The organism is Paenibacillus sp. M2 (assembly GCF_046713495.1).
Taxonomy (GTDB): domain Bacteria; phylum Bacillota; class Bacilli; order Paenibacillales; family Paenibacillaceae; genus Paenibacillus; species Paenibacillus amylolyticus_B.
The window spans coordinates 106,061-129,219 of the sequence record NZ_CP169648.1 but is presented as its reverse complement, the minus strand read 5'-3'; the positions used below and the strand labels follow the sequence as shown (position 1 = coordinate 129,219).

Here is a 23,159-nt window from a genome sequence, read left to right as displayed (position 1 = left end):
GATGTTCTGGCATCCGCTATGGTTGCCAGGAACATCCCCAATATCTATTACGTTAAACAATAAAACCATGTATTACTTCTGCGCATTCTCCAGAGAAGCTTTTACAAACTCACGGAACAATGGTTGCGGACGGTTCGGACGGGAAGTGAATTCCGGATGGAATTGTACCGCCAGGAACCATGGGTGTCCTGGAAGTTCCACGATCTCAACCAGACGTCCATCCGGAGATGTACCCGAGATAACCAGTCCTGCTTTTTCGATCGTTTCACGGTATTCATTGTTGAACTCATACCGGTGACGGTGTCTCTCATACACCAGCTCATCATCATAACAAGCCATCGCCAAAGAACCTTCCTGAAGCTTACAAGGATACAGACCCAGACGCATCGTGCCACCCAGATTTTCGATATCTTTTTGCTCAGGCAACAGATCGATCACCGGGAATTCCGTAGCCGGATTAATTTCGGAACTGTTCGCACCATTCAAACCAACGATGGAACGTGCATACTCAATAACGGAAACCTGCATACCCAGGCAAATACCGAAGAACGGAATTTGTTTCTCACGAGCATAACGGATTGCCGATACTTTACCTTCAATACCACGATCTCCGAATCCACCAGGAACAAGGATACCGCCAATACCATGTAACAAGTCGCCTACATTCTCATCCGTAATATCTTCAGAAGGAACCCAGCGAATTTTCACATCAGCATTGGATGCAAATCCTGCATGAGACAACGACTCAACAACACTCAGGTATGCATCATGCAACGCCACATATTTACCAACAATAGCGATCTCAACTGTATGCTCCAACTTGTTGATCCGGTCAACCAGCCCTTCCCACTCGCTCATATCCGGTGCAGGAGTAGTCAGTTTCAGGTGATTTACCACGATCTCATCCAAGCCTTCTTCACGCAGGTTCAAAGGTACTTGATACAACGTGTCTGCATCACGACATTCAACCACGGCATTCTCATCAATGTCGCAGAAGAGAGCGATCTTGGCTTTCATGTCTTTAGACAATTCATACTCCGTACGGCATACAATCACATTCGGTTGAATACCAATGCTGCGTAATTCCTTAACACTATGTTGCGTTGGTTTTGTTTTCACTTCACCAGCTGCTTTGATATAAGGAATAAGTGTTACGTGGATGTACATCACATTGTCGCGACCTACATCACTCTTGATCTGACGGATAGCTTCCAGGAAAGGCAAACTCTCAATGTCGCCCACTGTTCCGCCAATTTCCGTAATAACCACATCCGAACCCGCTTCACGTCCAGCGCGGAATACACGCTCTTTGATCTCGTTCGTAATGTGTGGAATAACTTGTACCGTTCCACCCAGATATTCCCCGCGCCGCTCTTTGCTGATGACGGAAGAGTATACTTTACCAGTCGTGACGTTGCTGTTTTTGGAGAGATTGATGTCAATAAAACGTTCATAGTGGCCAAGATCCAGATCCGTTTCCGCGCCATCATCCGTTACAAAAACCTCGCCGTGCTGATAAGGACTCATTGTTCCCGGGTCGATGTTAATATATGGATCAAATTTCTGGATCGTTACCTTAAGCCCTCTGTTTTTCAGCAATCTGCCCAGAGAAGCAGCCGTAATCCCTTTGCCCAGGGAGGACACAACTCCGCCCGTCACGAAAATATACTTTGTCACTGTTATTACCCTCCTAATATAAGTACAGAAATTCAGGCGATATATGGTGTTATCGTAACCTGTTTCCCAGGTAATCATCGTTAAAAAGAGCAATGGCAGAAATTCCCTGCATCTGCGAACTGCTCTTTCTGCGAAGACGGTTTAAATACACGTTGTTCTACAGCAAAAAATGGTGCAAACATTCCGGTAGCCATCATTTCATTTGGTGTTTTTGATATACAAAAACGGGCCACGAAATGTTGGCCGGGAGCATGCGGAAATGAAAACTTTTTGCAAAATTATGCCTCTAAAAATACAAAAAAAAGTACTCCCGCAGGACGGGGCACCTTCTATAAAAAACATAAATATATTGTCGCTCATTCATAAGCCCATGCAATAGTTTACCCGTTACCCCGTCTGCTGTCAAGGCTGACTATTCCGGGGAAACGGGTAAATTATAGACGTCAAAAATGACTACCGATTATCAGAATCGTCGTCAAATTCATCCTCGTTTTCGGACTCTTCTTCGTCTTCTTCGAGGTCTTCATCTTCCAGATCGTCATCTTCAACCAGCACTTCTTCTTCGCTGTCTTCTTCGTCAAAGATGTCGTCTTCTTCTTCCTCTTCTTCGTCTTCTTCTTCGTCTTTATCCGTGCTGTCGAAGTCTTCATCGCTGCTATAGCTGTCTTCTTCTTCACCGAAGTCTTCATCTTCCAGATCATCGTCTTCATCGTTGATGATACGCGGACGCTTCGCACCCGTCATGGAATCTTCTGTTCCAGCTACCGGATACCAGCGCTTCAAGCCCCACAGACTTGTACCGACGCAAGCAAAACGGCCATCGATATTAATCTCGGTATATAGCTGGGCGATAAACTCGTTGATTTCTTCATCAGTCATTCCGCGCTGCTTCGCTACCTCATTCATTAAGTCACGATAGTAATACGGCGTATTAGCCGCTTTCAGCACCATAAAGGCAAGGTCCACCAAAGGGATCTCTTTTACCTTTTCTTTATCAATTTTCAAATTGAGCGAGGTACTCACTGCAGACACTTCCTCTCACACAAAATTCACTTTTTAACCCCTACGAACTGGACTGTTACGTATAACATATCCATTAACAAACCTAAGTAAAACCTATTTAGCGTTAAAAAGCAAGTTTTTATGTACGGATGTGACGCAAATGCGGAGAGCAGCAACAATATGTCCATATATTCAACGTGAAGTGACATCGAATCCACAGGAATACCCTCTTTGTCAAAGAGACAGCTCCATAATAAAAAAGACGGAGTCCCCTCCGCCTTCTGACTGTATACCCTTGGAGGATTACTCCTCACCAGGTTCCCCGCAAGAGCCCTCTAGCTCTCCATCCATCATATGTCCCTGCGCCCGTTTTGACACGAAGTGAATGTGTTTTTGTAAAAAAAGGGCAAGTTCCCCATGCGGCGGGATGAGCGCATTCATAGAATACCTCAGCATGTTCATCCCGAAGGGGGCTGCCCATTATGGACTATACTGGTTTATTGCATCAATTGATTGACGGAATGCGACGCCCTGAACCAGAACAGGGAGGGCGATATTTGATCCGATTTGCCAAACCGCAGCAGTACGAGGCCTGTCTCGTAGAATTGTCCCGAATGCGGAATGAATTCACAGACCTTGGGGCTGTCCGTTCCTCTCGACTGGCTCGTTCCATTATCGCTCCAGTCCAACGCCCGGAGGACCTATACCGCTATGGGGATGAAATTACGATTGAAGCAGACGTTCCCATCTCCCTTCATGCCACCGCACTCCACAGCAAACCAAGCAATGCTCAAGGCATACCCTGGGGAGTGAAGCAGATTCGGGCGCCCAAAGTATGGTCTGTGTCTACCGGACACCGGATTAAAATCGGTGTGATTGATACAGGTGCTGATTATCACCATCCTGATCTTCGTTATTCCCTGGCACGCGGAATCAATCTGTTAAACCGCAGCCTGCTTCCTCATGATGATAACGGACACGGCACCCACATTGCAGGGACTATCGCTGCTGCCAACAGTACCGCAGGCATGATTGGTGTAGCTCCACGCTCCCTGATCTATCCGGTGAAAGCATTTGACCACAACGGATCGGCTTATGTATCCGACATTGTACTTGGCATCGACTGGTGTGTACGCAACAAGGTCGATATCATCAATATGAGCTTTGGCATGAAAACACGCAGCAAGGCGCTTCTTGACGTTGTCAACCGTGCGTACCATGCTGGAATCGTTATTGTTGCTTCATCAGGAAATGATGGCAAACGCCGCAGTATTGATTACCCTGCACGGTATCCCCAGACCATATCTGTTGGGGCAACCGACAAAAACAGACGTATTGCGTCCTTCAGCAATCGTGGCGCATATGTGGATGTCTATGCACCCGGTGATAAGATCGTCTCCTCCTGGGTACAAGGCAAACATCACGAGATGAGCGGAACCTCCATGGCGACCTCCCATGTGAGCGGCGCTATCGCCTTGCTGCTCTCCAGACATCCGGGGTTATCCCCTAGTGAAATCAAGACACTCGTCAAACGCGCTACGATCCCGTTGCGCGCTCGCAAGACTACCACAGCAAAAAGCAAGGTGCGTGGTGGTGAGATTGATGCCCTGAAGCTAATGCAGGAGGGCGGGGAATGAATCAGCTCTGTCAGCCGTCAGCAGAACTTGATTGAGGCTCATGGCGAAAACGCTGCAGCCCTGCCCAGGTAATACGCACGAGGGAGTATTACGTAGTGGCTGTGACTCTAGGTTACGCCCACTGTGATGTCAGAGCAGGTTAGTGTGCCTTGGATGGACCAGGCATTTCGTTTTCTTCAGCTCCGGGTACACAACAAAAAAAGTCTCCATGTCCACGTTGCAACTTCAACGTGGACATGGAGACTTTTTGCCTTAGGCAGAGCGGCGGATAGGCCGCGAGCCTGGAATTTACATTTTGTCAGGAGCGGTTACGCCTACCAGACGAAGCGCTGTTGCGATAACGGTACGCACAGCACCGATTAGTGCCAGACGTGCTTGAGTTTGCTGCGCGTCTTCCGTAATGACACGTTCTGCACGGTAGTAGCTGTGGAACAGGGATGCCAGCTCGTATACATAACGGATGATACGATGAGGCGCATATCCCGTTGCTGCTGCCGAGATTTCCTCAGGCAACTCTCCCATTTTGCGGAGAAGGTCATACTCGTGCTCTGTTGTCAGCTTGGACAGGTCAATCTGTGCCAGTGGCAGCAGTTCAATACCTTGTTCCTCAGCCTGACGGTATACGCTGCATACACGTGCATGCGCGTATTGTACGTAGAATACCGGATTCTCATTGGATGTGGAAATGGCAAGGTCCATGTCAAAGTCCAGATGGGAGTCCATGCTGCGCATTGTGAAGAAGTAACGGATCGCATCAATCCCGACTTCATCCATCAGATCTTCCATCGTTACAGCTTTACCTGTACGCTTGGACATCTTCACTTTTTCACCGTTCTGGAACAGGCTCACCATCTGTGCAATCAAGACCACCAGTTTCTCAGGGTCATTACCCAGTGCTTGCATCGCCGCTTTCATCCGTGGAATATATCCATGGTGATCGGCACCCCAGATGTTGATCATCGTGTCGTATCCACGAGCATATTTGTCGCGGTGATAAGCAATATCTGGCGTCAGGTAAGTATACGTGCCATCGTTCTTGATCAATACACGTTCTTTGTCGTCACCGTACTGCATCGTTTTCAACCAAGTTGCTCCATCTTGCTCATAGATCTCATTGCGGTCACGCAATTCATCAAGTACTCGCAGCACTTCTCCGTTGTCGTACAGGGAAGTTTCGCTGAACCAGATGTCAAAGTTAACACGGAAGCGATTCAAGTCACGTTTGATCTTGTCCAGTTCCTTCTCCAGACCAAAGTCACGGAAATAAGCCGCACGGTCACCCGGATGCATGGACAGCAATTCGTCACCCTTTTCAGCGACAAGCTGCTTGGCGAATCCTTTAATATCTTCACCGTGATAACCGTCTTCAGGCATCTCAGCATCCTGACCCAACTCTTGCAGATAACGAGCTTCAATGGAACGAGCCAGATTAAACACCTGATTACCTGCATCATTAATGTAGTATTCACGGGTTACATCATATCCTGCATAATCAAGGATGTTACATAGTGCATCACCTACAGCTGCTCCACGGGCATGACCCAGATGCAAGCTGCCTGTCGGGTTGGCACTGACAAACTCCATCTCGACTTTACGTCCTTCTCCGATGTTAATTCTTCCGTAATCTTTACCCTGCTCCTGCACAAGCGCAAGTACTGGATAGAGGTAGCTCTTGTCCAATTTGAAGTTAATGAATCCTGGGCCCGCAATCTCAGCCTTCTCGATTCCGGCTTCAGCCAGATTCAGATTGGCAATGATCTCTTCAGCAATCTGACGCGGATTGCGCTTGGCAATCTTGGTCAGCTGCATGGCAGCATTGGTCGCCAAGTCTCCGTGCGTCTTCTCACGCGGCACTTCCAATGTGATAGCTGGCAATTCGTCCTGCGTAACAATCCCGGCCGCCACAATGGCGTTACCAATGGCCGTGCTTACCCGTTCGTTAATCGTATCTAGTGGATTACGTGTCATGAAATTGGTTCCTCCTGTATATGCAAACTAATCGCGAAATGTCCGGATTCTTCATCAAAGCGGTAAAAGTCGTAGCTCCACGCTGCGCGTGCGCTCAATCCCTGAATGGAAAGTTCCAGCTTCTGTGTATGCGTGGACAGGGCAAACGACATGTATGGTGATCGGTAGAAACCAGGAAGCTTCCGATTCAATTCAAAAGTCTGCTCCGATTCCACCTCACCATGACGTATAATCTTGATGGATTGTCCGCCCAGCTTCAATGTTGTACGGGTTGTACCTCCCTCAGGTCCAACCTGCGGTTCTTCATAACGAACATAAAGAACAGACCCTTTTAACACGGCTTCACCCTGCATTTCCTGCAGCACATCTTCACCTTCATAACGGCTGTGCAGCCGGATGTGTACCGGTCGCATGTTCGACATGAATGTTAACCTCCATTATATTCGAGGCGACGCAAAATCAGGCACGGCTGGTGAGAACAGCCCTTCCCGTATTGTTGTGTCGCTATACGCGCTCATATTCCCGGATAGCTCGCTATCCTACACTCTACTGTATAACTATATCCAGTTCCCTCGCTCAATTCAAATCCAAATTCAGAGTTTTTTCCTCATCAAGCCAAAAAAGAAGAGCCGCACCCGTAAAGTGCAACTCCCTTTTGCTTCATTATAATAAGATTCGTTCATCCGATCAGGCCCATTGCGATTCATAAGGAAAAGGACATGTCGACTCACTCAGCTTCGCTCGCACCTGTACGAGACAACCACAATGCCGACAAGTTGTGCCATATTGCAATCCCGGACAAGCAGAGCAGATAGATAGCCGACGTTCATATTCCTCATCCTGTACCGTCGGACGCGAACGTGAGGCAATCTCCACAAGTTTGGCCATTTTGGCATCGCTAATCTTCACATCGTACTGATCATTACAGCCTTTGCAAGGTTCCTGCCTTTTCATCATTAACCCTCGACAGCGATGACCCCAACCGATGCTGGAGGAAGAACAAAACGCAGTATGTTATTCTCCAGTGTGAGTCCTTCCCACGCCACAGGCTGAACACGATTCGGCTGTTCAAAGGTATTGAATGCACCAAAATCAGTATGGTGCAGAATCTGCCCGGTTACTTTAGCCGCTTGAGTTGCGTCCAGCTGACACACAACTTCCAACTCATCCGTGTGACTCAGATTACAAGCTGTCACATGAATGACCCCATCCTTGTTGCGGGAAGCTGATAAGCTGAGCTGCGGAATGGTCTCTTCTCCGAATGTGTATCCTGGGCTTTCATAATTCAAATCCAGTCGCTGTGCGTCCATATGGACCTGATACATATCAAATACATGATACGTAGGGGTCAGGAGCATTTTGTCCCCTTCCGTGAGCACAAGCGATTGAAGCACATTGACGATCTGAGCAAGATTTGCCATGTGTACTCGTTTATTATGTTGGTTGAAAATATTCAGGTTAACACCTGCAAGCACAGCGTCCCGCATCGTATTCTGTTGATATAGGAACCCTGGATTAGTTCCTGGCTCAACGTTATACCACGTGCCCCATTCGTCCACAATAATGCCAACTCTGCCCTCTGGATCATATTTGTCCATAATCTCGGAGTGCTTCACCAGTAATTCATCCATATGGAGCGTCTTTTTCAAGGTGGTGAACCATTCAGCCTCATCAAATCCTGTAGCTGCGCCTTTATCGTTCCACTCTCCTGTAGGGATGGTGTAATAATGAAGACTGATTCCATCCATAAAGCGAGCAGCCTCCCGCATCAGGACTTCCATCCATTCATAGTTACCTTCGTTCGGACCGCAAGCGATTTTATAAATCTCGTTCCCGGAATAGTTTCGTACATATGTAGCATACCGGCGATATTCATCCGCATAATATTCAGGACGCATATTGCCGCCGCATCCCCAGTTCTCATTTCCCACGCCAAAATACTTCATTTTCCACGGTTCTTCCCTACCGTTACTCTTACGCCAGTTCGCCATCGGCGATTCGCCGTCAAACGTGATGTACTCCACCCATTCCTGCATCTCCTGCACTGTACCGCTACCCAGGTTGCCACTGATGTATGGCTCCGTGCCCAGCAACTCACATAATCTCAAGAATTCATGTGTACCAAAGTGATTGTTCTCTTCCACACCGCCCCAGTGTGTATTGATCATACGAGCACGCTCACTCTTCGGACCTACACCATCTTTCCAGTGATATTCATCGGCAAAACAACCGCCTGGCCAGCGAAGTACTGGAATATTAAGCTTCTGCAAGGCCGTCAATACATCATTTCGAATCCCATCCGTATTCGGAATAGGTGAATCTTCTCCTACCCACAGCCCCTCATAAACACAACGTCCCAAGTGTTCGGAAAAATGACCATATATATTGCGATTTATTAATCCTTGATCCGAATCCGCCTTTAAAATAACATCAACCATGATTTCAACCTCCATATAATGTATTGTTATCGCTTACAATAACTCGTTTTAGAGTAGGTTTCAACCGTTTTTATTTCTAAACAAACAAGCCTCTTCCTGTGTAATTGATTAGGAAGAGGCTTGTTTGTTATATAAATTCATACAGAGACTTACCAAATTGATTTTTATACATTTCTAATTTGGATTTGCCCGTTTATTATTTCAGAATAACAGGCTACTTAATCCTGCTCTGAAGGCAACAACATTTTTTGTGTCCACGTCGTTCCACCATCTATAGTCTGATAGATCGAAGGAGAGTTATCACTTGTGACTACGAGCCAACCCGTCTTGGCCGATGGGAACGAGATACGGGAACTGTATCCCGGATCTTTCAGGTCAATATTTTTCCACGTGGAACCTGTATCATAAGAACGTCCAATACCCACTTTGCCCGCTGCCGGTGAACCCGCAGATAGATAAGCCGTCTGATTACCAATCAACGCCATGTTGCCGGGATGACCACCCGGGTTGGCTGGTCCGTTCCCTTTGCCCGTACTGTTTGTACCTGGTGCAGGACCTCCCCCTGCTGTGGATTGCGCAAATACTTGGGTCCAGTTCTTGCCTTGATTACCGCTCGCATAGAGGGAGTAGGATTGTTGGGACATGCCTGCATCACCATACAGAAGGGCCCATACTTGTTGGCCATGTGCATACAGATCCGCTCCGCTCCATGTGTCTGAGACAACTGGAAGAGAGGTTGTCCAGTTCTTGCCGCCATCACTCGTTTGCTTCAGATGATATCCCGATCCAGGTACAACCACGACGGCATACCCTTGTTTCTCTGTCGCAAAGGCAGCTGCACGCGTGTTGGCAGGCGTATTCAATCTACTCCAGGTTACCCCGCCATCCTTCGTCTGATATGCACCATTATAGGTGTAACCATAACCTACATCTTTATTGCGAAAATCGATTCGCTTGAATTGAATGCCCGGCGTATCGAGCCGCGTCCAGTGCGATCCCCCATCATGGGTACGGATCAGATAGGTTGCAGGTGAATTTTTCACTTGTGCCAACGCATATCCATTCACATTATTCGGAAAATCAAGCTGTGTGAATTGCCACTGCCCGGTATATATGGACTGCCACGTACATCCTGCATTCGAGGTGCCGATCAGGAAGCCTTCACCCCCAGCTCGTCCAGTCGTATCATTTAGAAAATCAATGTCGGTAAATTGCAATCGTTGCTCTTCCACACCACTACCTTTTTTCAGTGTAGCAGAGAGTCCATGATCTCCCTTTCCACATGCCTGTGAAGATGCAGCGTTAGCACCTGATAGCGTATGTACTGGACCGATTCCCCAAGCCAGCGTTAACGATAATGCGAGTGCACCAATTCGTTTCCATGTCATTGAACTCTTGGTTGTCATCGTAACACCTCCTTCTATGGTTTTACCCAAATTTGATGGTTCTAACGTAACAATCGGATTAACCCCTATGACAATTTTGCAAGAAAAAAACCACCTTCACCCATGATTGGATCATGTAGGCAAGGGTGGTGCATCAACAAACGTTGTGTACTCTAAGTTAAATGGGATACGTCCCCACAGCAAGGATAACAAAACTGATACTTAATAAAAGGGATAAATATTAAGATGGAGTCATGCCAAGGCAGGAAATCTGCATGTGCGAACTATACTAACACATGAAATAAATGGTAGAGACAAGGGAACGTACGTGCTATAATTGATTTTATGGACTTTTGAATATCGGTGGATGTTTTCCCGACCACGGCGCAGCTTCCCGAAAGGGGGTGACGTCGATGGTCAAACTTGTGGCGTTGCTTGATGTAATCCGATGGATTGCTGCAATCCTCAGTATTGTACTGAGTGGGCGAAAGCTTTACCGTTGGTTGCGTAAAAAGTTTCGTAGCAAGCGAAAACCCACCTCATAAGGTCGGAAGCCTGACGGTGGGTTTCGCTTGAATAGCATTATTTAGTTCATGCGCGCCGTGGCAATCCACAGCCTTTCGGGTCCTAAGAGTCTTTACCGTTGGTAGCGGTAAAGGCTCTTTTTAGTATATGACCGAACCCGAGCACCATATACTTCACGAATGTAATATATCAATTAATATACTACTGAATACTTATGTAGTCAGTATAGCACAGCTCTTTCCAAAAGTTAAATTAAGTTAAGTTAACTTAACTTAATTTAACTTCGTTATTTGGTTTGCCAGAATACTTTTGGTCCAGCAATCAATTCCGTTCCTTAAGCTAGAATAGTTGAGGACACAGGGATAAACGTGAACAAAAAACGCCCTCCCTGCGCTAATTTGAAACGGCGCAGACAGAGAGCGTTATCTTTATCAATTATTCTGTGATTATTTCACGAATCCAAGCAGCATTTCACGGATCAGCTTCGCAGCTACAATCTGTGTCTGTTGTGTTGGATCATAGATTGGTGCAACTTCAACCAAGTCACAACCAACTACATTTACATCAGATCCTGCGATCATATGAATGGCTTCCAGCAGTTCCTTGGACGTAATGCCGCCCGCCTCTGCTGTACCTGTTCCTGGTGCTGCTGACGGATCAAGTACATCGATGTCGATGGTTACGTATACCGGACGATTGCCCATCTTCGGAAGAGCTTCCTTCATTGGAGCTGCCACTTCAAATGGATAGAAGTTGATGTTCTCGCGACCATACTGGAACTCCTCACGGGAGCCAGAACGGATACCGAACTGATAGATGTTTTGGCCACCCATCAACTCAGCTGCTTTACGTACTGGCGTGGAGTGGGACAATGGCTCGCCTTCATAGTTTTCACGAAGGTCAGCGTGTGCATCAATATGAATCAGGATAAGATCCGGGTATTTCTTGTACATCTGTTGGATGACTGGCCAAGTAACCAGATGCTCGCCACCGAGACCAACTGGGAATTTGTCGTCAGCGAGCAGACTACCGATGTATTCATGAATTACTTCAAGGCTGCGTCCCGCGTTACCGAAAGGCAAGAGCAGGTCTCCAGCGTCAAAGTATGTCATGTCTACAATGCTTTTGTCGAGATATGGGCTGTACTCTTCAAGTCCAACCGATGCTTGACGGATATGAGATGGGCCGAAACGGGAACCCGGACGGAAGCTGACGGTGTAATCCATCGGCATGCCATAGATAACCGCTTTGGAGTTCTCATAATCCTCAGAGCTGCAAATAAATACGTTTCCTGAATAAGCTTGATCCAGTTTCATTAATGATTTCCCCTTTTATTTCGTTAAATCTTCCACGAATTTAGGAAGTACAAATGCTGCTTTGTGCAGACGCGGAGAGTAATACTTGGTATCCATCTCCGGGATTTGAGTCTCATCCACCTCAAGCGGGTCATGTTTCTTGCTACCCATAGTGAATGTCCACAAACCACTTGGATAGGTTGGAATATTACAGCCGTACACATGTACGATCGGGAAGATTTCTTTGACGTCTTTGTTCACCTTCTGGATCAGATCCGCCTTGAACCAAGGGTTGTCCGTTTGGGCAACAAAAATTCCGTCTTCTTTCAATGCTTCGTAGATGCCTTGGTAGAACCCACGCTCAAACAATGGCGCAGCCGGGCCTACAGGCTCCGTGGAGTCTACGATGATCACATCGTATTCATTTTTATGTTCAATAATATGCATATAGCCGTCGTTCACGAGCACTTCAACATTAGGCTCGTCCAACTTGCCGGCGATTTCAGGCAGATATTTTTTGGAGTATTCAATAACTTTACCGTCAATTTCGACGAGAACAGCTTTTTCTACAGCAGCATGTTTAATGACTTCACGAATGACTCCGCCATCCCCGCCACCAACAACCAGAACTTTTTTTGGATTCGGGTGAGTGTTCAGCGCAGGATGTGCCGCCATTTCGTGATATACGAATTCGTCTTTTACAGTCGTCATCACCATGCCATCAAGAAGCAACATGTTACCGAATTCTTCGGTCTCTACCATGGCCAAATCTTGAAAATCCGTTTTCTCTGTAACATAGGTCTGCTTAATCTTCGCGGTGATCCCGAATACCGGGGTCTGTTTCTCCGTAAACCACAATTCCATAATCTCTACCTTCTTTCCGTAAAGTTAATGATCAGCCATACCCGATCCAGCGCTGTGCACTATAATCGGTTCGCCCAAGCACGTCCAGCGTCCGGCGCCATATCGCGTTATAATTGCTGGCCTGCGGGAAAGGTCCGCGGTTCACTTCATTATATAGATTAAATTGACCAGAGCGTGCGGAGCGTCTGACTAATCAATGAATCAATGACCATTCGTCTGTTCGTCCTTACGCGCTTTAGTATCTTGTGCCGAATCTTACCTTTTCATTACCCTTTTGCATTATACGCGATTGACGTTTATACTGCAAAACGGTTTTTAAGGCGGAAATGCTACATTTTGTTCGCTTATGCACCCGATTGAATATCCCTGCCAATCAAGTCCCATACTGGAAGAAAAGAGAGGAGCCCGTTCCATGACCAAGCCAAATCAAAAGACCCGCAAACGCGGGTTCCGTGTACGTAAATTGTTTAAAAACCTGTCTCTGCTCGCCGTGCTCGCTATACTTGCTACCGCTGCAGGATTGGTCTATCTATACGCAACCAGCCTGCCTCTCGCAGACTCTGACCGGAATTCCAGATTACTGGACAGTCAAGGTGAAGTCATCGCTACCTTCTCCGCAGGTGGCAAAGACTCTGTACCCGTTCAACTGGAGGATATCGCTCCAGATCTGGTCCATGCCACTCTGGCTGTAGAGGACCGCAAATTCTATAATCACTACGGGTTCGACGTGCAAGGGATGGGACGGGCTGTGCTCGTTAACCTCGAACATATGCAGATGTCGCAGGGTGCGAGTACATTAACTCAACAGCTGGCGCGTAACCTGTATCTGTCTCATGAGAAAACATGGACTCGCAAAGCCAAGGAAGCTATGTACACGGCGCAATTGGAGATGAAATACAGCAAGGATGAAATTTTGCAGATGTATCTGAACGAAATCTATTATGGGCATGGTGCGTACGGAATCGAAGCGGCCTCACGAATGTATTTTGGCAAATCAGCCAAACAGCTGGATCTTGCAGAGAGTGCCATGTTGGCAGGAATCCCGAAAGGACCTACCTACTATTCACCCTATAACCATATGAAGAATGCCAAAGACCGACAGAAGATTGTGCTGAATGCCATGGCTGATATCGGCAAGATCACCCAAGCTGAAGCGGATAAAGCTTATGAGAAAATGCTGGTGTTCAAACCGGAAAGTGAGCGTAAAACGGTAGAAAGTGCCCCTTATTTCCGCGACTATATTCGGAATCTGGCCATCAAAGAACTGGGAATCAGTGAAGCGATGCTGGATCATGGAGGATTGAATATCTACACCACCCTGGATCTGCGTGTACAAAAAGCAGCTGAAGACGCGATAGCGAAGGGTATGGATGCCAAAAGTGAGCTGGAGACGGCTCTGGTGTCCATCGACCCTCGCACGGGCTACATTAAAGCCATGGTGGGCGGCAAGAATTACCGCACCAATCAGATTAACCATGTTCTGGCAACAACGCGCCAGCCAGGTTCGGCGTTTAAACCGATTATGTATCTGGCAGCCCTGGAATCCAAGAAGCTCACCAGTGCATCCATATTTAACAGCGAACCTACCCTTTTTCACTATGACAATGACCGCAAAACTTATAAACCCGGCAACTTTGGAGACAAGTATCTGGGTGAGATTGATCTAAGACAAGCGATCGCCGCTTCAGACAACATCTATGCGGTGAACACCATTATGCAGATCGGTCCTGAGCAGGTTGTGAGTATGGCAAAAAATCTCGGCATTACAAGCAACCTGAGCGCCGTACCTTCTCTTGCACTGGGAACGTCACCTGTCAGCCCGTTGGAGATGGCGTCGGCCTTTTCCGTCATTGCTGCTGGTGGACAACGGACGCCACCCGTAGCCATTCTGCAAGTGACGGATGCCGCAGGACGTGTGCTCTATGAATCGCCTCAGACGAAGGCTGAGACCGTTGTGGAACCTGCAGCAGCTTATGTCCTGACTCGTTTAATGGAAAGTGTCTTCGAAAATGGAGGAACGGGCAACCGGGTATCCAAGGCGATCAAACGTCCGGTAGCCGGAAAAACGGGAACAACCAACACGGATGCCTGGCTCGTAGGATTCACACCGGAGCTCTCCACCGCGGTATGGGTTGGGTACGATCAAGGCAAAGCCATCTCGACTTCGGATGGCCGCCGGGCGGCTCCGATCTTTGCCCAGTTCACAGAGCAGGCACTTGCGAGCGTACCACCCAAAATTTTCACCGTGCCTGATCATGTCGTAAGTGTCTATATTGATCCGGAATCCGGCAAGCTGGCAGGCAACGGTTGTGAAGAGAAACGATTGGAAGTTTTTATTGATGGTACTGAACCGACAGAGGTATGTCATGGTACGAAGGATGATTCGGATTCCGGAGAAGATGAGAAGACCCGTCAGGTACAGAATCAACAAGGCATACAGGAAGAGAAACATTCCTGGTGGGGAGATTTCAAACGTTGGTGGGTAGAATGACGTAAATGTGCAATGACTTAGTTGCGTCACCTATAACCCTTGGTTATATTGAACAATTGGAAATTCACTTCGGATGAAAACTCATAATTATTCAGATCGATGAATACGATTATTGCACAAGCAAAAGACCCCCAACCGAACTTTCCGGTCAAGGGGCCTTTTGCTTTTTTTCTTTTAGACTGTGTTGAAAGATCTGCCTTAGGCGAGTGCTTCCTTCAATACATCTGGAGAAGCATTCCACCAGTCTTCGTTGTGTGAGATCAGCAGTGTCTTAAGTGCAGCTCGAGCTTCAGGTCCAAGCTCATCCAGCATGAAGCGACGCTTCAAGGCATAATCCATGCGATTCACATGTTCCGCCAGCAGTTTCCATCCACGTCTTGCTTCCGTATCAATCCACATCTCACATGCCGTTGCTCCACCATACAGTTGGCCTTCCTCCGTGCGATCGACAGCTACCCATACCAGCCATACCTGGCGTCCGTTGGGCACATCCTCACGATTGGTAGAGAACTTGATATTGCGTTCCACTTTGCTCTTCGCATGCATCGCACCAATATCGATTTTGGCTTCGCCATTATCAATAATGACCGGGGAAAGGTTATTCAGTTCAATGGAGCCTGCACCGAAGCCTTTATGCTTGCTTTTTGCACTAACGATATTCAAGGCAATCTGTTTTTTGCCGTTTTGCTCGTTTTGGTCCATGTTTATAGCCTCCAAGGGTTGATACAAATATTTTAACTAATAATTGTCCCATTGCAAACATATACATGCTGTAGATGCTTGTCAACGGGAGGTATTTAACGATGATTCCACGACGCGCCAAGAGCTGGCTCACTGTATCCCTGGCCCTGTGTGTACTTGCCGGAGGGATATGGATCACTCTGGGTTATAATCGCTCAACTCATTCCGAATTGCCAGTACTCGCCCCCGAATCGGGCAAGCCCAAGGCAATAGCTCCAACACCAGCTCCTCCAGAAAGTGTACAGACCCCTACTGCCGAAGTGTACAGCAACCGTGTTGTGGAATATCACATGGATGTAAAACTGGTCGAAGGGAATGTACTGGAAGGGACTCAGACGATTACCTGGACACATCCAGGTAAAAAAACCGTCAGCGAGCTTTACTTTCATATGTATCCCAACGCCTTCTCTTCTGCTGACACCACCTTTATGAAGGAATCCGGTGGAAAGCTTCGGGGTGATGTCATGCCTACAAATGGTTATGGCTCCATGAACATTACCGAAATGAAAACGGAGGACGGGCTCTCTCTGCTGCATCGGATGCAGTATGTGCAACCAGATGACGGAAATATCAAGGACACCACCCTCATTAAAGTACGCTTGCCCAAACCCGTCAAAGGCGGGGAAAGCATTACGCTCCACACCAGATTTGAAGTGAATCTGCCGAAGATTTTTGCACGAATGGGAACTGCTGATCATTTTGTCATGGCAGGTCAATGGTTTCCCAAATTAAGTGCCTATGAACCTGTAGGCAGGCGTGGACAAACAACGGAAGGCTGGAATCTGCACCAGTACCATGGCAACTCAGAGTTTTACGCCGACTTCGGTATATATAGTGTACGTATTCGGGTGCCTGAAACATACAAAGTGGCTGCTACCGGATTTCCGACGCAGCAAGCCGTGGTGAAAAATGGAGAAAAGGTCTATCAATTCTATGCCGATGATGTGCATGATTTCGCCTGGGCAGCCTCACCCGATTTTGTGTACGCCGAGGAACCCTTCTCTGCACCCAATGTGCCTGGTGTACGAATCAAGTTATATCTGGACCCAGCTCATCAGGATCTGAAAGAACGTTATTTCTACGCCGCGAAGGCCGCTCTAGCCAATTATAGCAAATGGTTTGGCCCATATCCTTATGCTACCTTATCCATCGTAGTTCCACCCAAAGCGGGGAACGGTGCTGGAGGTATGGAATACCCTACACTAGTTACGGCCTTTGGAGCCGATGATACTACGCCAGGTTATGACCTGGAACGTACCGTAGTCCACGAGATCGGACACCAGTACTTCTACGGCATGGTTGCCAGCAACGAATTCGAGGAAGCCTGGCTGGATGAGGGGTTCACCTCTTATGCAGAAGACAAACTAATGGAGCAGGAATACGGATTGATTCCAAATCTGCCGGTACAATCGGGACTGATTACTTCTCCTTCATCGTTAACACAAGAATCCTGGAAGTTCGATTCACAGAATGAGTATGCAGCCAATGTCTATACACGTGGCAAGCTTGTATTGCTTGGTATCGAACACCAAGTCGGTGCCAAAAAGATGGAACGCATTCTCTCTACCTATGTGAAGAAGTACCGCTTCAAACATCCCACTTCGGCTGATTTTCAGAACGTTGTGGAACAAGTGACCCGCACTTCCTGGTCTGATTATTTTGATCAATATGTCTATGGTAACGGGATGGCTGACTTTGCTGTAGAGAAGATTCGTGTTACGCCCGTACAGAAAGACGGTCAAACATTGTACGAGTCATCCGTGACGATCGCAAAAAAAGGGAGTGATTACAGCGCCGTTCCTGTTCGCATTGCTTTTGAAGACGGGCATATCCTCACCAAGCAATGGAATGGCAAAGAAGATCGCATCACCTATAAATTAACTCACACATCCCCCGTATCCTGGGCCATGACCGATCCCCTGTACTCGATCGTGCTGGAGAACCGCCATATGAACAATTTCCTGAAATCCGGACTGGATGAGCGGGCGAAGTCCCGCTGGAGCATGAGTGTAACCAAACTAATAGAAGCCATATTCGGAGGTCTGTCATGGTGAGGTGGAAACGGTGAAAGCGAAAATACGTGAAGGCTGGTTTCTCGTCCGTCAGCATATGTTCATTGCCGCACTCTTATTTCTCTATCAACTCATTTGGGGATATTTCTTCTATCGAATGGTACAATCGGCGGTCATCCCACTGCTCCTGCGCTATCCAGATGCTGATGCGGGGGAGCTGAGTACACTTTTGTTCAAAATGGAAAGTCAACTTAACCTGTTTACCCATCCGGAGGTTCATCGTTATCTATGGATTCTCGGGGGCATGCTGCTGGTTCGCATGTTGATCAGCCCCCTCATTCAGGCAGGACTGCTCTACTCACTTCAGCACTTTAATTCTACAGAAGAGCGCATCCCCTTTGTCCGCGGAATCAAAAATCTGTGGAAACCGATGCTGCTGCTACACACCGTACGTACATTATTGATCCTTCTGCCCGCCTACTGGCTCATACCGAAGCTCTACTCTATTCTCATGGAAGGTTTTCATTCCCTTCAATTACTTTTGCCTGGTATACCTTATGTTGCTGCCTGGATTGTATATGGCTGGATCATCCACCATGCCATACTCTACATGCAGTTCGGTGTTTCGGCACCAGAAGGAGAAGGCGGGGCTCACGGTACCCTCAAAGCACTCTGGATTGCACTGCGTCATCTCATCGCTGTAATCGGCATTGCACTCCTGCTGGGCGGAGTACACCTGCTCGTCTTTGGGGCATTCACTTCAGCCTCATGGTTATTAACGGGACTTACCGGACTTATACTACAACAGACGTATCCACTTGCCAGATGTCTATTGAATCTGTGGAAAATATGCAGCCATTTCCGATTATGGCAGTCCAAAATATCCAAAGGTGAGAGCAGATAGATTAAAAATTGTTACCATCACAAGTTAAACTCATGGCCTAATATGTACTTATAAATAGGCAAACCTCAACCTTTCCCCGTCAAAGGTCGAGGTTTTTTTTGCTAAATTTGTTGCTAAACGTTGCCAAAGCCGTACTCCTCTGTTACAATAATCGCAGTGAGTTTTTAGTAACAACTTTGTAATCTTTACATTCATATTTGTAACTACTTAAAATTAAATCGTCATTTCTTGATTTCGCAGGTGCATAACTAGCACAGCCAAATTCCTGGCACCTGGGAAGCGGGGGAACCAGTTATGGGTGAATTGATCTTGCTACAGAGGGATCATAGGGGACCTTCAACCGAATCCTTAAGCTAACCTCGCAGGCATTGGAAGGGGAATATCTCTTGTTCAAGAAGAAATTAACCGCAGCTGTACTTAGCATCACATTCGCTTTATCGCTTGGTGCAGGTAGCGCATTCGCAGATTCAAAGATGGACACAGTAATTGATTCAGCAATGGGAACTACATACAAAAGTGGGGGAACAACGCTTAACGGCTTTGACTGCTCCGGATTTACACGGTATGTATTCGACAAGTTGGGTATTGATTTGGCACGCCAATCCAGTTCCCAATTCGACATGGGCGATTCTGTATCCCGCATGGAAATGAGAGCTGGCGATCTGGTGTTCTTTAATACAACAGGTAAAGGCGTATCCCATGTAGGAATCTTTGTAGGGGATGGAAAGTTTGCACACTCCTCTTCTTCCAAAGGCGTTACGATCAGTGCATTGAGTGAAAACTATTGGGCCAATCGTTATGTTGGCGCGAAACGGATTATGAGCACGGACGCATATGAATCACTGGCCCTTGACTAGGGACAAGCTGAGCAACATAATGCTGTAACCATTAACCATACTGGAACGAAGCAAGAAGCATAACAGAACCGCCCGGTACATTCTCCGCAGGAATGTATCCGGCGGTTTTTTTGTGCTTCAATCCTTATTCATGTTGCAAGGTATACTCTGGGTATATCCTGCGACATCAACAGGTTCATTTTGCGTTCGTTCGTCCGTGCCCTTATGATGTTTTTACCCATCCCGTTATAATATAAACGAAATTACCGGAACTTTTGTTTCATTTTTTTTCTGGGGAAGGAAGACTTGCTAAAAGAACATCACTTTTGTAGAGTGGACAAAGAGTTCTGTTTCAAGGAAAGGAGCATGCAAGTGTATGAAGGAAGCCCCTGTGACGTTTCACGTTGTACCCATGCGAGAAGAACATGCGGAGCTCATCTGCAGTTGGCAGTATGATCCGCCTTACAATATCTACAGCTGGCTCCCCTGGGAGCAGATGAAAGCTCTGGAAGTGGAATTCGGAGATGCACAGCTGCGACAGGAGCAATATGCAATCGTCCTGGATCAGAACGATCGTATATGTGGATTTGCTCAATACTTCCCACTTCAAGGGGTAACCCGGATTGGCCTCGGCATGCATCCAGAGCTGTGTGGTCAGGGTCAAGGGACAGCTTTTGTCACGGCCATTGTACAGGAAGCCATTCGCCGAAATCCGAAGAATGAGATCGATCTGGAAGTGCTCACTTGGAATGCTCGTGCCATTCAAGTCTATCTGAAGAGTGGATTTGTCACCCAGGATACATACGAACGACAGACCCCAAGCGGCTTAAAGCCCTTTCACTGTATGGTTTATGAAGGGCCTCGTGATTAGAATCTCTTGCAAAACAACTAAATTTGCGCCTTGTTATGTGATTAGTTCAAAATTTTCCCACAAAATGCTATGATGTCAGTACAGGTTCCGTTATAATGATATGGATAGTTTTAGGTTAGATGATCTTTCATTCTGGAGGGGACATAAGGGATGCACAAATGGATCATGAGCGGAGTATTTTTTGCAGCATGCGCTTTAGCTATTGTTTTAATGTTTACGCTTCCAGGGAAAGAAGAAGTGGCTGAAGAAGCCAAGCCAACCATGCCGGAAGTCACATTGGATGCCGGACAGGCTGAAGCACTGGTCAAAGCCAATTGTATCTCCTGTCACGGGGATCAGCTGCAAGGTGGCGTAGGACCTGCTCTGGCAAACATCGGCAGCCAGGATGATCTGGAGAAGATCTATTCTACGATTGTCAAAGGTAAAGGTGGCATGCCTTCCTTCAAGGGCAAGCTGCAAGATGAAGAGATTGCAAATATCGCCATGTGGCTTTCAGAGAAGAAATAATCTCTGCACACGCATAACAAAGAGGCCCTTAATCCCCTTTTCGGAGAGTAAGAGCCTCTTTGTTATATCAATTATTAAGCCTTTGCCGCATGCTCGTCCAGAAAGGCCTCCACTTCACGTGCGAACGGCATCCCGGACTGGGCGCCGAGCTTCGTCACGGATAACGCGGCCGCACCCATGGCAAAGCCTACGGCCGCGTCCAACGTCTCACCGCGCGCGAGGGCTACCGCCAACGCGCCATTGAAGCAATCGCCAGCGCCGGTCGTATCGACGGCGCTTACGGCGTAGCCGGGCGCACGGCATGCGCCGGCACGCCCTGCCTGTACGCGGCCACCAGGCGCTGCCGCGTACACAGCCCCCTCGGGGCCGAGCGTCGTGACGACAGCGGCCCCGAGGGATGCGGCGAGCTCTGCGACCGCCGCATCCAGGTCTTCCGGCCGGAGATGATCCCGGCCGGTAAGCACGGCAAGCTCACTGCGGTTCGGCGTGACAACGTCGACGCACCGCAGGAGCTCCTGGGGCAGACCCGGCACCGCGGGAGCCGGGTTGAGCACCACCAGTGCGCTGCCTTCAGCCGCCAGTTGGGCGGCGCGGGTAACCGCTGGCAGCGGGATCTCCAGCTGCAGCAGCACCGCTGCGGCTGCAGTCAGGCTTTTTACCGTATCCGCCTCTTCCAGCATCTCAGGCACCACTTGCCCATTTGCACCAGGAATAACGATAATCCGGTTGTCTCCCCGAGAGAGCCAGATGGAAGCCGTCCCTGTAACCGTGTCTTCCAAGATGCGAACCTGCGAGGCATCTGCACCACTTTCCGTCAGACTGTGCAGCAGACGTTCGCCAAAACCGTCCGATCCCACCGCACCAATCATCGTAGTCTGTCCACCCAGACGCGCAGCGGCAACAGCCTGGTTCGCCCCTTTGCCACCAGCGAGATAATGCAGCTCCTCACCGCTCACTGTCTCTCCCTCTTCCGGAATCGTGTCTGTCTTCACCACAAGATCCATATTGAGACTGCCTACGACAGCAATAAGAGGTTGTTTCTGATTATAGTCTGACATATATGGTTCACTCACTTCTGGCCGCGTGATAATAACCGACCTCGTTATTGCGACCTCATTTTGTCATAAGCTTCGTTATATTGCCCTGCTTCCTTGATATCTACAGATGTGATACCACCCGCATCCCATGATGTGAGACGCAGCGTAACCGTTGTATAATCAATCGTAATAAAAGGATGATGATTGAATGCTTCCGAGATCGCAGCGACCTCATCCACAAATGCAATCCCTTTCATGTAGTTGGAGAACACGAATTTACGTACAATCCACCGTCCCTCTTCCAGTTCCCAGCCTTCTAGCCTTCCCAGATGAGCTTCGACTTCCTCTTGCGAAAAAACCATGCGTTATCTTCCTCCCCATAGGATGGTACATTACAGACATGCGTCCGTATAACCACCGACACCTTCAGCGCTATCAACAGCAACCTCAAAGGCCAGGCTCACCGCCATGCGGTTGGCCCATTTCACGACTAACATCTTACCACGGACAAGCTTCAAAATTCAATCAACTACGTGGCTTAGAACCACTAACCATAAGGCTTTGAGGGAAATTCCAATTCCATTTAGACCCCTGAAAATGCATGTGAACACACTAAATTAAAGGTACAAATGTCAACTCTTCTTCCCCGATCAAAATATGAATGCGGTGCTGTTCCTTATCATGGATGACCACGCCACTTCCAACCGGAATAACGGACTCCTCGCCCAGCGCATAGAACAAATCCTCCGCCAACGCCTCATCCACTTCAAGTTGGTCAGATGCAGCCAGTCTATCCCACTCTTCCGCGTCCATTTCAAAGAAAACATACCGATCCGGTATGCGTCCGATTGCCGTTGTCAGATCTGTCAAAATTCCTTCATAATCCCGTCCATGCTTTACGCCCATTGGCTTTTCACTCCTATTCGGCCCCTGAGGAGCGGATTTGATCTTATTATACCTGAAAATAGC

The 23,159-nt window shown here is 47.9% G+C and carries 21 protein-coding genes and 1 riboswitch; of the genes, 8 read left to right on the top strand and 13 right to left on the bottom strand.

Annotated elements, in window-relative coordinates:
* Window positions 1–72: 72 nt before the first annotated feature.
* Window positions 73–1,677 (bottom strand): CTP synthase, encoded by a 1,605-nt coding sequence (locus tag ACETMN_RS00605; protein WP_076217010.1) that lies wholly within the window; start codon window positions 1,675–1,677, stop codon window positions 73–75.
* 453 nt (window positions 1,678–2,130) lie between these two features.
* On the bottom strand, window positions 2,131–2,700 hold the full coding sequence (gene rpoE, locus ACETMN_RS00600; protein WP_091020187.1) for a DNA-directed RNA polymerase subunit delta: 570 nt from the start codon (window positions 2,698–2,700) through the stop codon (window positions 2,131–2,133).
* A gap of 461 nt (window positions 2,701–3,161) precedes the next feature.
* Here rpoE and ACETMN_RS00595 point away from each other — a divergent pair, with 461 nt between their 5' ends.
* Window positions 3,162–4,316, top strand: coding sequence for a S8 family peptidase (locus ACETMN_RS00595; protein WP_091020189.1), 1,155 nt, complete (start codon window positions 3,162–3,164; stop codon window positions 4,314–4,316).
* A gap of 288 nt (window positions 4,317–4,604) precedes the next feature.
* Here the strand turns inward: ACETMN_RS00595 and argS are convergent, their stop codons facing one another.
* The 5 genes from argS to ACETMN_RS00570 form a co-directional block, all read right to left on the bottom strand.
* On the bottom strand, window positions 4,605–6,284 hold the full coding sequence (gene argS, locus ACETMN_RS00590; RefSeq protein ID WP_091020191.1) for an arginine--tRNA ligase: 1,680 nt from the start codon (window positions 6,282–6,284) through the stop codon (window positions 4,605–4,607).
* Window positions 6,281–6,706 (bottom strand): DUF1934 domain-containing protein, encoded by a 426-nt coding sequence (locus ACETMN_RS00585; RefSeq protein ID WP_017691299.1) that lies wholly within the window; start codon window positions 6,704–6,706, stop codon window positions 6,281–6,283. Before ACETMN_RS00585 ends, argS begins: the two co-directional genes overlap by 4 nt.
* Before the next feature lie 265 nt (window positions 6,707–6,971).
* Entirely contained in the window at window positions 6,972–7,238 is a 267-nt protein-coding gene (locus tag ACETMN_RS00580; protein ID WP_091020193.1) for a DUF6171 family protein, read from the bottom strand.
* A gap of 2 nt (window positions 7,239–7,240) precedes the next feature.
* Window positions 7,241–8,722: an alpha-N-arabinofuranosidase gene (locus tag ACETMN_RS00575; protein WP_091020195.1), complete on the bottom strand. Its 1,482-nt coding sequence runs from the start codon at window positions 8,720–8,722 to the stop codon at window positions 7,241–7,243.
* A 218-nt stretch (window positions 8,723–8,940) separates the two neighbouring features.
* Window positions 8,941–10,128 carry a WD40/YVTN/BNR-like repeat-containing protein gene (locus tag ACETMN_RS00570; protein ID WP_091020196.1) on the bottom strand — a complete coding sequence of 396 codons (1,188 nt, stop codon included), beginning with the start codon at window positions 10,126–10,128 and terminating at the stop codon, window positions 8,941–8,943.
* A 392-nt stretch (window positions 10,129–10,520) separates the two neighbouring features.
* Here ACETMN_RS00570 and ACETMN_RS00565 point away from each other — a divergent pair, with 392 nt between their 5' ends.
* Window positions 10,521–10,652, top strand: coding sequence for a hypothetical protein (locus ACETMN_RS00565; RefSeq protein WP_017691304.1), 132 nt, complete (start codon window positions 10,521–10,523; stop codon window positions 10,650–10,652).
* A gap of 426 nt (window positions 10,653–11,078) precedes the next feature.
* On the opposite strand, the gene speB is transcribed toward ACETMN_RS00565, so the two are convergent.
* Window positions 11,079–11,948: an agmatinase gene (speB, locus tag ACETMN_RS00560; RefSeq protein WP_017691305.1), complete on the bottom strand. Its 870-nt coding sequence runs from the start codon at window positions 11,946–11,948 to the stop codon at window positions 11,079–11,081.
* 15 nt (window positions 11,949–11,963) lie between these two features.
* Window positions 11,964–12,791, bottom strand: coding sequence for a polyamine aminopropyltransferase (speE, locus tag ACETMN_RS00555; protein WP_017691306.1), 828 nt, complete (start codon window positions 12,789–12,791; stop codon window positions 11,964–11,966).
* A gap of 412 nt (window positions 12,792–13,203) precedes the next feature.
* Here speE and ACETMN_RS00550 point away from each other — a divergent pair, with 412 nt between their 5' ends.
* On the top strand, window positions 13,204–15,282 hold the full coding sequence (locus ACETMN_RS00550) for a transglycosylase domain-containing protein (protein WP_091020198.1): 2,079 nt from the start codon (window positions 13,204–13,206) through the stop codon (window positions 15,280–15,282).
* A gap of 198 nt (window positions 15,283–15,480) precedes the next feature.
* Here ACETMN_RS00550 and ACETMN_RS00545 read toward each other — a convergent pair whose 3' ends face one another.
* Window positions 15,481–15,984, bottom strand: coding sequence for a YwhD family protein (locus ACETMN_RS00545; protein ID WP_017691308.1), 504 nt, complete (start codon window positions 15,982–15,984; stop codon window positions 15,481–15,483).
* A gap of 101 nt (window positions 15,985–16,085) precedes the next feature.
* Here ACETMN_RS00545 and ACETMN_RS00540 point away from each other — a divergent pair, with 101 nt between their 5' ends.
* From ACETMN_RS00540 to ACETMN_RS00520, 5 genes are all read left to right on the top strand, one after another.
* Window positions 16,086–18,077 (top strand): M1 family metallopeptidase, encoded by a 1,992-nt coding sequence (locus ACETMN_RS00540; protein ID WP_192136416.1) that lies wholly within the window; start codon window positions 16,086–16,088, stop codon window positions 18,075–18,077.
* 10 nt (window positions 18,078–18,087) lie between these two features.
* Window positions 18,088–18,939: a hypothetical protein gene (locus ACETMN_RS00535; RefSeq protein ID WP_143786584.1), complete on the top strand. Its 852-nt coding sequence runs from the start codon at window positions 18,088–18,090 to the stop codon at window positions 18,937–18,939.
* 245 nt (window positions 18,940–19,184) lie between these two features.
* A riboswitch (cyclic di-AMP (ydaO/yuaA leader) is annotated at window positions 19,185–19,322 on the top strand.
* Between the two features lie 3 nt (window positions 19,323–19,325).
* Entirely contained in the window at window positions 19,326–19,796 is a 471-nt protein-coding gene (locus ACETMN_RS00530) for a C40 family peptidase (RefSeq protein WP_036607285.1), read from the top strand.
* A gap of 355 nt (window positions 19,797–20,151) precedes the next feature.
* A complete protein-coding gene (locus ACETMN_RS00525; RefSeq protein WP_091020204.1) occupies window positions 20,152–20,646 on the top strand; it encodes a GNAT family N-acetyltransferase in 495 nt (164 codons plus the stop codon).
* Between the two features lie 150 nt (window positions 20,647–20,796).
* The gene (locus tag ACETMN_RS00520; protein ID WP_036607288.1) at window positions 20,797–21,153 is read left to right on the top strand and encodes a c-type cytochrome; all 357 of its coding nucleotides are present in this window, start codon (window positions 20,797–20,799) and stop codon (window positions 21,151–21,153) included.
* A 74-nt stretch (window positions 21,154–21,227) separates the two neighbouring features.
* Here the strand turns inward: ACETMN_RS00520 and rbsK are convergent, their stop codons facing one another.
* The 3 genes from rbsK to ACETMN_RS00505 form a co-directional block, all read right to left on the bottom strand.
* Window positions 21,228–22,211: a ribokinase gene (rbsK, locus tag ACETMN_RS00515; protein ID WP_091020206.1), complete on the bottom strand. Its 984-nt coding sequence runs from the start codon at window positions 22,209–22,211 to the stop codon at window positions 21,228–21,230.
* 44 nt (window positions 22,212–22,255) lie between these two features.
* Window positions 22,256–22,552, bottom strand: coding sequence for a 4a-hydroxytetrahydrobiopterin dehydratase (locus ACETMN_RS00510; protein ID WP_017691315.1), 297 nt, complete (start codon window positions 22,550–22,552; stop codon window positions 22,256–22,258).
* 250 nt (window positions 22,553–22,802) lie between these two features.
* Window positions 22,803–23,096 carry a hypothetical protein gene (locus ACETMN_RS00505; RefSeq protein WP_091020207.1) on the bottom strand — a complete coding sequence of 98 codons (294 nt, stop codon included), beginning with the start codon at window positions 23,094–23,096 and terminating at the stop codon, window positions 22,803–22,805.
* Between the last annotated feature and the right edge of the window lie 63 nt (window positions 23,097–23,159).